Source organism: Paraburkholderia sp. J63, from assembly GCF_905220245.1.
GTDB lineage: Bacteria > Pseudomonadota > Gammaproteobacteria > Burkholderiales > Burkholderiaceae > Paraburkholderia.
In genome coordinates this window covers 19,516-31,226 of sequence record NZ_CAJMZF010000039.1, presented here as the reverse complement: position 1 = coordinate 31,226, position 11,711 = coordinate 19,516, and the positions used below count along the sequence as shown (strand labels likewise).

At 68.1% G+C, this 11,711-nt stretch carries 4 protein-coding genes; all 4 read right to left on the bottom strand.

What is annotated here, in order from left to right; all coding sequences use genetic code 11:
* Positions 1-15: 15 nt before the first annotated feature.
* Entirely contained in the window at positions 16-2,253 is a 2,238-nt protein-coding gene (gene glgX, locus U5775_RS30150) for a glycogen debranching protein GlgX (RefSeq protein ID WP_322061779.1), read from the bottom strand.
* 78 nt (positions 2,254-2,331) lie between these two features.
* Positions 2,332-4,548, bottom strand: coding sequence for a 1,4-alpha-glucan branching protein GlgB (glgB, locus tag U5775_RS30145; RefSeq protein WP_322061778.1), 2,217 nt, complete (start codon positions 4,546-4,548; stop codon positions 2,332-2,334).
* On the bottom strand, positions 4,541-8,014 hold the full coding sequence (gene treS / locus U5775_RS30140; RefSeq protein ID WP_322061777.1) for a maltose alpha-D-glucosyltransferase: 3,474 nt from the start codon (positions 8,012-8,014) through the stop codon (positions 4,541-4,543). The genes glgB and treS overlap by 8 nt, the downstream gene beginning before the upstream one ends.
* Positions 8,011-11,559 carry an alpha-1,4-glucan--maltose-1-phosphate maltosyltransferase gene (locus U5775_RS30135; RefSeq protein ID WP_322061776.1) on the bottom strand — a complete coding sequence of 1,183 codons (3,549 nt, stop codon included), beginning with the start codon at positions 11,557-11,559 and terminating at the stop codon, positions 8,011-8,013. The genes treS and U5775_RS30135 overlap by 4 nt, the downstream gene beginning before the upstream one ends.
* Positions 11,560-11,711 lie beyond the last annotated feature (152 nt).

Here is an 11,711-nt window from a genome sequence, read left to right as displayed (position 1 = left end):
TTCCTGGAGTCCTGTTCAGCGGTCTTCGTCTGCGCCTGGGTCGGCGTGCGTGGTGCCCGGCCGGCGCGGGTCGGGCGGCGGTGGCTCGCCGCCTTGCACTGGATCGCTCGCCGGAGCGTTCGCTGGGCTGTGCATCGCGGCGGCTTCGCCGTGGCGCGCGGGCCGCGCGCCCAGTACCACGAGCGCGTGCGCGGCGACTTCCACGCTCATGCCCGGCAACGCGTGCGGCGGCTCGCCGGGATGCGCGCTGTCGAGCAGCACGAACCAGGCGAGCGGCGGCGCAGCAGCCGTGAACGTCACCGCGTGCGCAGAGGCGTTCAGCATCATCAACAATACTTCGATTTCGCCGTCGAGTCCTGGCCCCGCGCGCCGCACCGCGAAAGCGCGCGCCTCGGGGTCCTGCCAGGCTTCGGGCGAAAGCGGCTCGCCATGTTCGTCGAACCAGTCGATGTCGTGCACGCCGGGCAGCACGTCGCGGTCGCCGAACAGGAACTGTGTCTGCCGCAGCAAGGGATGATCCCGGCGCAGCGCGATCGCGCGCGCGGCGAACGCGGTCATCGCTTCGCCTTGCGGCGTGGCGGCAAGCGTCCAGTCGAGCCACGAAATCTCGTTGTCCTGGCAGTAGGCGTTGTTGTTGCCGTGCTGCGTGCGGCCGGTCTCGTCGCCGGCGAGCAGCATCGGCGTGCCGAGCGCGATGAACAGCGTCGCGAGCGTCGAGCGCGCGACGCGCGCGCGCGTGTCGAGGATCGACGGATCGTCGGTCGGACCTTCAACGCCCCAGTTCGCGCTCCAGTTCTCGTTGTGGCCGTCGCGGTTGTCTTCGCCATTCGCTTCGTTATGCTTATGGTCGTATGAAACCAGGTCGGCGAGCGTGAAGCCGTCGTGCGAGGTCACGAAATTGAGCGAGGCCCAGGGGCGGCGCGTGCGCTTGTCGAAGAGATCGGCGGAGCCCGTGAGGCGCGCCGCGAGATCGGCGCGCTGGCCCGCGTCGCCGCGCCAGTAGCGCCGCACGCTGTCGCGAAAGCGGTCGTTCCATTCGGCGAAGCCCGGCGGATGATTGCCGAGCTGATAGCCGCCCGGCCCCACGTCCCACGGCTCGGAGATCAGCTTGACCTGCGAGAGCACGGGGTCCTGGCGCAGCACGTCGAAAAAGCCGCTGGCCGCGTCGAAGCCGTGCGCCTCGCGCCCGAGCGTCACGCCCAGGTCGAAGCGGAAGCCGTCGATGCCATAAGAGCCCACCCAGTAGCGCAGCGAGTCGGCCACCATCTGCAGCACGCGCGGATGCGTGAGATTGAGCGTGTTGCCGCAGCCGGTGTCGTTGATGAAGTGGCGTTCGTCGCCTGGCACGCAGCGGTAGTAGCTCGCGTTGTCGAGCCCGCGCCACGAGACCGTGGGCCCGACTTCGCCGCCTTCGCAAGTGTGGTTGTAGACCACGTCGAGAAATACTTCGATGCCGGCCGCGTGAAGCTGGCGCACGGCGATGCGCATTTCGTCGGGGTCGTGGCCCGAGAGATACGAGGGCTCGGGCGCGAACCAGGCGGCCGTGTTGTAGCCCCAGTAGTTGCGCAGGCCGCGCTCGAACAGAAAGCGCTCGGTCAGGAGCGCCTGCACGGGCAGCAGCTCCACGGCGGTCACGCCGAGCTTGTGCAGATGCTCGATGAAGCGCGGTGCGGCCAGCGACGCGAAAGTGCCGCGCGTATGCGAGCGCAGGTCGTGACGCATCATCGAGACGCCGCGCAGATGCGTTTCGTAGATGACGGTCTTGCCCCACGGCGTATTGGGGCGCACGTCGCGCGACCAGTCAAAGGCGTCGTGGCTGACCACGGCTTTGGGCATCGCGGGCGCCGAGTCGCGGCGGTCGAGCGAGAGGTCGGCGCGGTTCGAATGCACGCGGTAGCCGTAGAGCGTGTCCGACCAGCGAAACTGGCCGATGAGCCGTTTCGCGTAGGGATCGAGCAGCAGCTTGTGCGGATTGAAGCGATGGCCGTGATGCGGCTGATAGGGGCCGTGCGCACGCAGTCCATAGACGGTGCCCGGATGCGCGCCCGGCAGATAGCCGTGCCAGATTTCGTCGGTGCATTCGGGCAGCGTGTAGCGCGTGCGCTCCTTGCGCCCGGTTGGGTCGAACAGGCACAGCTCGATGCGCCACGCGTGCGCCGAGAACACCGCGAAGTTCGTGCCGAGCCCGTCCCACGTCGCCCCCAGCGGGTAGGGCTTGCCCGGCAGCAGCCGCTCGGGCTGGCCGTTAGCCATGTCGATGCTCCTTCTCGTGCTTCTTGTATTGCATCGGATTCCTGATTATTTGCCGAAGTGCTCATAGGCAGGCGGACCCTAGCGGCGCAGACGCAGTATCAGCGTGCCGAGCGGCGGCAGCACGATCGCCGCCGATTGCGGCTTGCCGTGGCTTTGCACGGGCTCCGTGCAAACGAGGCCCCCGTTGCCCAGATTCGAGCCGCCGTAGACTTCGGCGTCGGTATTGAGCGCTTCCTCCCACTGGCCCGGCTGCGGCATGCCGATCCGGTAGCCGTGGCGCGGCAGCGGCGTGAAATTGCACACCACCACGATCTCGCGGCCCGAGCCGTCCACGCGCCGCCACGCGAGCACGCTGTTTTCGCTGTCGTCGGAGACGAGCCATTCGAAGCCGCCCGGCTCCGTGTCGAGCGCGTGGAGCGCGGGCTCCTCGGCATAGAGCCGGTTGAGGTCGCGTACCAGCGTTTGCACGCCGCGATGCAGCGAGTCGTCGAGCAGATCCCAGTGCGGTGTGCCGTCGTGGTCGAATTCCGCCATCTGCCCGAACTCGCCGCCCATGAACAGCAGCTTCTTGCCCGGATGCGCCCACATGAAGCCGAAGTACGCGCGCAGGTTCGCAAAGCGCTGCCAGCGGTCGCCCGGCATCTTGCCGAGGAGCGACCCCTTGCCGTGCACGACTTCGTCGTGCGAAAGCGGCAGCACGAAGCGCTCGGACCACGCATAGACCATCGCGAAGGTCATCTCGTGATGGTGATAGCGCCGATGGATCGGGTCTTCGTGCATGAAATGCAGCGTGTCGTGCATCCAGCCCATGTTCCATTTGAACTGGAAGCCGAGGCCGCCGTCCTCGGGGCGCGCGGTGACGCCGGGCCAGGCCGTCGATTCCTCGGCGATGGTGATCACGCCGGGACGCTGCGGCACGTACTGGGTTTCGTGATTGAGGCGCTTCAGGAACGCGATCGATTCGAGATTCTCGCGGCCGCCGTAGATGTTCGGCACCCATTCGCCTTGCGCGCGCGAGTAGTCGCGATAGAGCATCGAGGCCACGGCGTCCACGCGCAGGCCGTCGACGTGATAGCGCAGCAGCCACGCGAGCCCCGAGGCGATCAGGAACGCGCTCACCTCGCGGCGCCCGAGGTTGTAGATCATCGTGTTCCAGTCGGGGTGATAGCCCTCGCGTGGGTCCGCGTGCTCGTAGAGCGCGGTGCCGTCGAAGTCGATGAGGCCGTGCGCGTCGTTCGGAAAATGCGCGGGCACCCAGTCGAGGATCACGCCGAGCCCGGCCTCGTGCGCGCGGTCCACGAAGGCCGCGAAGTCGAGCGGCGAGCCAAGGCGCGCCGTGGGCGCGAATTGCCCGAGCGGCTGGTAGCCCCACGAGCCGCCGAACGGATGTTCGGCGATGGGCAGCAGTTCGAGGTGCGTGAAGCCCATGCCCTGCGCGTAGGGAATCAGGCGCTCCGCGAGCGCTTGCCAGTCGGGCGCGGGGGCGTCCGCGCCATGCGTGGGGAGCCACGAGGGCGCGTGCACTTCATAGATCGACATCGCCGAGCGCGCATTCTGCCTTTGCGCGCGCGCGTGCAGCCATTCGCCGTCGTGCCAGTCGAAGTGGTCGAGCGCGTCCACGGGCGCGACCACCGACGCGGTGGCCGGCGACGCTTCGGCCTGGAACGCGCAGGGATCGGCCTTCAGCGGCAGCACCTCGCCGCGCGCGCCGAGAATCTCGTACTTGTAGCGCGCGCCCGCGGCCACGCGTGGAATGAACAGCTCCCAGACGCCGGCTTCGTGGCGCAGCCGCATCGGATGGCGGCGGCCGTCCCACGAGTTGAAGTCGCCCACCACGGAGACGCGCCGCGCATTGGGCGCCCACACGGCAAACCGCACGCCGGGCACGCCTTCGCAGGTAAGCGGGCGTGCGCCCAGGCATTCGAGCACCGCGTAGGGGTCGCCGTCGGCGAGCCGGTGCAGCGCGTCTTGCGAAAGCTGCGGACCAAATGCGTAGGGATCCTCTATTTCCTGAGTCACGCCATGCCAGTCGATCTCGAGCCGGTACGGCACGACCTCCGCGAGCGCACCGGCGAACAGCCCGGCCGGATGCACGCGAGTGAGCTCGGCGAGCGTATGCGCGCGGTCGCGCGCGAGCACGCGAACCTGCGTGGCGTTCGGCAGCCACGCACGCACGTAGGGCGCACCGTCGACCCAGTGGAGCCCGAGCAGCGCGAAGGGATCGGCGTGCCGCCCGTTGAGGAGCGTATCGATGTCGTGGTGATGCAGGCCGGCGTCGGGGGTGCGTTCAGCCATGTCCGCCTCCTCCCGTATGCGGATGCGTCTGCGTTGGCGTGAGACCGAGCACGCGGCTCGCGAGCGCGGCCAGTCCGCGGATCGGCAGCGCGAGCCAGCTCGGCCGGTTGGCGGCCTCGTAGCGGATCTCGTAGGCCGCCTTCTCGATCAGGAACAGGTCGAGCAGCGCCTGCTCGTGCGTGGCGCTCACGAGCGAGAGCGGTGCTTGCGAGACGGCCGCGCGATACTGGCTCAGGAAAGTCTCGGCGGCGTAGCCGCGAAACCGCTCGAACAGCGCGTGCTTGCGCTCGGTGATCTGCTGCGGCGCGCTTTCCGTGCTCGATTGCGCGGCGGCGCCCGCATAGGAAAGCGAGCGCAGCAGGCCCGCAACGTCGCGCAGCGAGCATTGCTTGGCACGCCGATATTCGAGCGATCGCGCGGGCTCGCCTTCGAAGTCGATCAGCCACGCGTCGCCGTTGGCCACGAGCACCTGGCCCAGATGGAAGTCGCCGTGAATGCGGATGCGCAGCGTCGATGCGTCGAGCGGCACAAGTTCGTCGACCTTGGCCATCAGCAGGTCGCGGCGCTCGACCAGGCTGCGCGCGAGTTCGCGCGTGTCGTCGTCGAGCGTATGCGAATTTTCGCTCGTGTGCTGCGCGACGATGTCGAGCGCTTCGGCGAGTAGCTTTTTCGTATCGGCGATCCATTGGGCCACGTCATCGCGCGTGGCGGCTTCGGGCGCGAAAGCCGGATCGTCGGTCGGCGTGGCGAGCACGGCATGCAACTCGCCCAGCCGCTTGCCGATCGCGCCGATCACGGCGGCGTAGTTCTGCATCACCTCTTCTTCGTGCGCCTGGTCGCCGGTGTCGCCGTCGTCGGTGGCGAGCGCCAGTTCGTCGACGGTGCGGCGCAGATAATCGAGCGCCCAGTCCCACGCGTTGCCTTGATTGTCGATATAGCCCTGCAGGATCGCGAGCGTATGCGGCACGCCCTGCGGGTCCACGCGCACGACTTCGCCATAGAGCGGCGCGGTGTTCGCGTAGCCGAGCTTCGTGAGGTAGCGGCTCATTTCCGCTTCGGGATGCACGCCGGCGATCAGGCGGCGCACGAGCTTGAGCACGATGGTCTCCGCCACGATGAGCGAGCTGTTGCTCTGCTCCGCGGCGAGCCAGCGTACTTCGGGTTCATCACCAAGATCGATTTCGTCGAGTTTGTCGGTGGGCTCGAAGCGGATCGTGCTGCCTTGCACCGTGGGCACGGCCGCGCGCTCGCGCAGCTTGCGCAACATGCCATAGGCGAACCATGGCAGCGAGAATGCGTCGGTGAGGTAGCCGATCGTGCGCCCGCGCCGCACACGCGAGAGCGCGAGCTGGATGTGCAGCGGCGTGGTGGTGTCCGCGCCCCAGGTGATGGCGATGGGCAGCACGTAGCGCTCGGTCGTGCCGTCCGCGAGTTCTGCCTCGATCTCGGTGAACGCGAAGCCCGCGCCGTGGATGGTGGTGAGCGCGGCGAGCCGCACGCCGCGCAGCGCCTTGTCCTTCGAGGCGAACCAGCGCCGCCGCGAGAGCCACGAGGGCAGCACCTCGGATTCGAGCAGGCGCACGTTTTCGGGCGTGGCCCCCGTCTGTCCCGCGCGAATCACGACGGTCACGAATTCGGGCAGTTGCTCGGAGGTCGGCTGGCTCCATGAGGGGCGCTGTTCGCCCGGGCACAGCAGGAACCACAGGAAGCCGTAGGGCGGGAACGTCAGCAGATACGGCAACTGGCCGATGGACGGGAACACCGAATCGGCGGTCATCTCGATGGGCGCCGTGCCCGCGAATTCGGAAAGATCGAGCTCGACCGCCTGCGGCGCGCGCGAGAGATTCGCCACGCAGAGGATCGGGGGTTCGCCCGGCATCTCGCGCAGATACGCGAGGATTTTGCGATTCGCGGGCCGCAAGAAGCGGATCGTGCCGCGCCCGAAGGCTTGCCTCGCGCGGCGCGTGGCGAGCATGCGCCGGGTCCAGTTGAGCAGCGAATGCGGGTCGCGCGACTGCGCCTCCACGTTGATGGCGTCGTAGCCGTAGAGCGAGCCCATCAGCGGCGGCAGCACCAGTTGCTCGGGGTCCGCGCGCGAGAAGCCGCCGTTGCGGTCGGACGACCATTGCATCGGCGTGCGCACGCCGTCGCGGTCACCGAGATGGATGTTGTCGCCCATGCCGAGTTCGTCGCCGTAATAGATCACGGGCGTGCCCGGCATCGAAAGCAGCAGCGAATTGATGAGCTCGATGCGGCGGCGGTCGCGCTCCATGAGCGGCGCGAGGCGGCGCCGGATGCCGAGATTCAGCCGCGCGCGCCGGTCGCTCGCATAGGTGTTCCACAGATAATCCCGTTCGGAGTCCGTAACCATTTCGAGCGTGAGCTCGTCGTGATTGCGCAGGAACACGGCCCACTGGCAGCTCGGCAGCAGATCCGGCGTCTGCTTCATGATGTCGATGATCGGGAAGCGGTCCTCGCTCGCGATCGCCATGTAGAGGCGCGGCATCAGCGGGAAGTGGAACGCCATGTGGCATTCGTCTTCCTGGCCGAAATACTCCTGCACGTCCTCGGGCCACTGGTTCGCTTCGGCCAGCAGCATGCGGTTGGGATAGTGCTCGTCGATGGTCGCGCGAATCTGCTTGAGGATCGCATGCGTCTCGGGCAGGTTCTCGTTGTTGGTGCCTTCGCGCTCGACGAGGTAGGGCACCGCGTCCAGACGCAGCCCGTCGATGCCCATGTCGAGCCAGAAGCGCATCACGTGCAGCACTTCGCGCAGCACGGCCGGGTTGTCGAAATTGAGGTCGGGCTGGTGCGAGTAGAAGCGGTGCCAGTAGTAGGCGCCCGCGACGGGATCGTGCGTCCAGTTCGACGGCTCGGTGTCGATGAAGATGATGCGCGTTCCCTGGTACCTCTGATCCGTATCGGACCACACATAATAGTTGCGGTGATTCGAGCCGGGCTTCGCACGCCGCGCGCGCTGGAACCACGGATGCTGGTCCGATGTGTGATTGATGACGAGCTCGGTGATCACGCGGATGCCGCGCGCGTGCGCCTCCTGGATGAAGCGGCGCACGTCGGCGAGCTGGCCGTAGTCGGGATGCACGTTGCGGTAGTCGGCGATGTCGTAGCCGTCGTCGCGGCGCGGCGAGGGATAGAACGGCAGCAGCCAGATCGCCGTCACGCCCAGCGACGCGATGTAGTCGAGCTTCGCGAGCAGGCCCGGGAAATCGCCCACGCCGTCGTTGTTCGAGTCGTAGAACGACTTCACGTGCACCTGATAGATGACCGCGTCCTTGTACCAGAGCGGGTCGTCGGAAAGCAGCGAGGGTTTGCCGCGCTTTTGCGCGCCATGCCGTTCTTGCTCGTCATGGGCGTCGTGGGCGTCGGTTTGGGCCGCGGTCGGATCGTGCGTGACCGGTGCTTCTGCCTGCGGCGGCGTCTCGTGGGAAGCGGGATCGCGTTTCATGTCGCTCCTCCGGGCGGGAAGTCCTGGTCCAGTTCGGGGTGGCCTTCTACGTGCTCGTCGGCCGCCTCGGGCGGTGGCGCCTCGCGTGGCAGGCCGTCGATGGGTGCGATGCGCCAGATCGCGAACGGCCGCGCGTGGGGATCGAGCCGTACGTGCTGCCAGCGGCCTTGCCATTCGAAACGCTCGCCCGTGATTTCGTCCACGACGGCAAGGCGCGCGTGATCGTCGATCTGCCAGTGCTGGAAGGTCGCCCACGACAGCTCGAAGTCGGCGCCTTGCTCGGCGAATGCGTCGAGGTTGATCGCCACGACCACGACGTTGTCGCGCGCGGGCGTGGCTTTCTCGAAGCACAGAATCGCGTCGCTGTGCGCGGGCAGGAAGGTGATGCCCAGATGCGTCTGCAGTGCGGGATTCGCGCGGCGGATACGGTTGAGCGCCGCGATCTCGGGCACGATGTTGCCGGGCCGGTCCCAGTCCCACGCGCGCAACTGATATTTTTCGGAGTCCATATATTCTTCGCTGTTGGGCAATGCGCGCGCTTCGCACAGTTCGAAGCCGCTGTACACGCCCCAGAGGCCCGAGAGCAGCGCCGCGAGCGCCGCGCGTATCAGATGGCTCGAACGCGCGCCGCCTTGCAGATAGCGCGGGTTGATGTCGGGCGTATTGACGAAGAAGTTGGGCCGGTAGAACTCGCGCACCTCGGTTTGCGTGAGCTCCGTGAGGTAGTCGATGAAGTCGCGCTTGGACTCGCGCCACGTGAAGTACGTGTACGACTGCGAGAAGCCGATCTTGGCGAGCCGGTACATCAGGCGCGGGCGCGTGAAGGCCTCGGAGAGGAAGATCACGTCGGGATGCCGCGCGCGCACGTCGCCGATCATCCATTCCCAGAACGGCAGCGGCTTCGTGTGCGGATTGTCGACGCGGAAGATGCGCACACCTTGGTCCACCCAGAACAGGATCGCATCGCGCAGCGCGAGCCATAGATCGGGTTTCGAATCGTGCGCGTAGAACTCGGGGTTGACGATGTCCTGATACTTCTTCGGCGGGTTCTCCGCGTAGCGCAGCGTGCCGTCGGGCCGCCAGGCGAACCAGCCCGGATGCGCCTTGAGCCACGGGTGATCGGGCGAGCATTGAATCGCGAAATCGAGCGCGATTTCGAGGCCGTTTTCGTGCGCGGCCGCCACCATGCGGCGGAAATCGTCGAGCGTGCCGAGTTGCGGATGCACGGCGGTGTGGCCGCCCTCGGCCGCGCCGATCGCGTAGGGACTGCCCACGTCGCCGGGCTGCGCGGTGAGCGAATTATTGCGGCCCTTGCGGTTGGCGAGCCCGATCGGATGAATGGGCGGGAAGTACAGCACGTCGAAGCCCATTTCGCGAATGCGCGGCATCTTGGCGATCACGTCGTCGAAGCTGCCGTGACGCGCTTCGTCGTCGCTCATCGAGCGCGGGAAGATCTCGTACCAGCTCGCGAAGCGCGCGGCGCCGCGTTCGGCGTCCACGCGCGGCACCTGCGTGTCGCGCGCGAGGAACGGGCGATGGCGCGCCGCGCGCACGGCGGCGGCCGTCGCGGGCGCGGCGAGCAGCGCGCAGCGCGTTTCCGTATCGGCGCCGATGAAGCGCTTCACGATCGCCTCGAGCCCATCGTGCTCAGTGCGCGTGCGCGCATGGTCTTCGTCACCGGCGTCCGACGTTTCCGTGGTCGCGAGCACGAGCGCGAGCAGACGGCTCGCTTCTTCGAGCTCGAGATCGACGGGCTGATTCGCCGCGCGCTTCTTCAGCAAATGGTCGACGAGCGAGGCGAAGTCGTCGCGCCAGGCGATCACGACGAACTCGTGGCGGCCCACGCGTTCGAGCGGAAAGTGGCCGCTCCACAAGTCGGTGCCCGCGGGCGGCATCGGCTTCATCGGCGCTTCGTGCCAGGCGGTTTCGTCGACGCAACGCCAGAGGAAGGCCGCGTCGATGCGGTCGTGGCCTTCGGCGAAGATCGCGGCGCGCACCTCGCAGCGCTCGCCCACGACGCGCTTGGCCACGAAGCGGCCATGATCGACCGAGGGCGACACGCTCTCGATGGCGATGCGCGGCGCGGCAATGGCGTCGAGCACGCTCTTGTGGCCGCTCGTGGGCGACTTCGCGAGGTCCTCGGGCGGCGCGAGCGCGACCATGGGACTCGCGAGCGCGCTGAACATCCAGCAGGCGCCCGCGGGCAGCGTGAAGGTCTCGGGCACGGCGCTCGCGTCGCGAGGCGCGCTTGCGCTTGTGCCTTGCGTGGTGCGAGCGCCGCGCAGCGTCTGCGCATCGAGCGGCGAGAAACGCGTGAAGCCGCCGGGCACGCCGTCGAGCAGGCGCGCCATGTTTACGCGCACGGGCGCGGCGAGCGAAGGATTGACGAGCGTGAGCAGCGCTTCGCCGGATTCGCGCAAATCGGCGTGGTCGCCGCGCAGCAGGGCCGCCACGGGCGCGCCGGGACCGTTGAGCGCGCGCAGCTCGCCGTTGGTCTGCAGCGTCCACGTCTCGCGCTGCAAGGCGTTGGCGTGCGCGATGTCGGCGGAAAGATCGAGCGGCGCGCGCGCTTTCGCGGCCTCCCAGGTGTGCGCGCCCGGCGCGGGCCCCGCGCGGTGGTCAGTGTGAGCGCCGTGGCCGATCGCTTCGTCCATGCCGTATTCGAAGCCCATCGGCACGAGCCAGCCCGTGCCGAGCGCCGCCGCCGCGCGCAGCATGCGTCGATAGGCGCGCTCGACGGCGCGCGCATCGCCGGCGCCTTCGAGGTCGTGGGCGAGGCGCGGACCATAGGGCGCCTCGGGGAACGCGATGGGCGAGCCCACGCGCCGCATGACCGCATGCTCCTCGACGAGCCAGCTCGACGAGAAGTCCCACCAGCGCAAGGACGTGAACGCGGCATCGAAGCCCGCGTCCTCGAGTTGCACGAGGTCCTCGCGCGCGAGGCCGGGCGTGGCCGCGAGCCAGCGCGTTTGCGGATGGCTCGCCCGCACCGCGTCGAAGATCGCGCGCAGCACGTTCGCCGGTGCGCGATGCGGCGAGTCGATGCGAAAGCCGCCGATGCCCGCATCGGCGAGACGGCTCGCGAGCTGCGTCCACCAGACCGCGAGCGGGGCGCCCGCGCGCGCGAAGTCGGCATAGGCGACGTTCGCGTCGCGATGGCCGTGGCGCGGATCGAGCCGCGCGTCCTCGGGCTCGAACGGGTGGAACCATTCGGGATGCTCGGTGTAGAGCTTGCCGTCGGCGGCGGTGCGGTCGAGCGTGAGGTCCGCGAGCAGCGTGATGCCGCGCGAGCGCGCGGCGGCCGCGAGCAGGCGCAGCGCGTCGTCCACGTGCTCCTGCGTGCCGAAGGCGGGATGCAAGCGAGTGTGATCGGCGACGATGCGCTCGTCGCCCGAGGCGCCCGGCACGAACAGCGCGCCGATCAGTACATGGTCGAAGCCGAGTGACGCGGCATGCGCAAATTGCGCAGGCCACGCGTCGAGCGCTCCGACGAGGACGGAATGAACGAAATAGATCCGCGGCGCATAGGCGTTGGGAGCTTCCATCGGTCGTTTCCAGATTCGTCGGGCGACGTGGATGCAAGGCCGATGTGACACCGGTTGCGATCACGTTGCCCGTGGGCTGCCGGAGCGGGCTGCGCAATACCGATACGCCAATACGCGCGGCACGCCCTGTTCAGAGTAGTGCAATAGCTGGC

Excerpts from the sequence above, each read along its gene's own strand:
- glgX (WP_322061779.1), bottom strand. The coding sequence starts at position 2,253 with ATGGCTAACGGCCAGCCCGAGCGGCTGCTGCCGGGCAAGCCCTACCCG.
- glgB (WP_322061778.1), bottom strand. The coding sequence starts at position 4,548 with ATGGCTGAACGCACCCCCGACGCCGGCCTGCATCACCACGACATCGAT.
- treS (WP_322061777.1), bottom strand. The coding sequence starts at position 8,014 with ATGAAACGCGATCCCGCTTCCCACGAGACGCCGCCGCAGGCAGAAGCA.
- U5775_RS30135 (WP_322061776.1), bottom strand. The coding sequence starts at position 11,559 with ATGGAAGCTCCCAACGCCTATGCGCCGCGGATCTATTTCGTTCATTCC.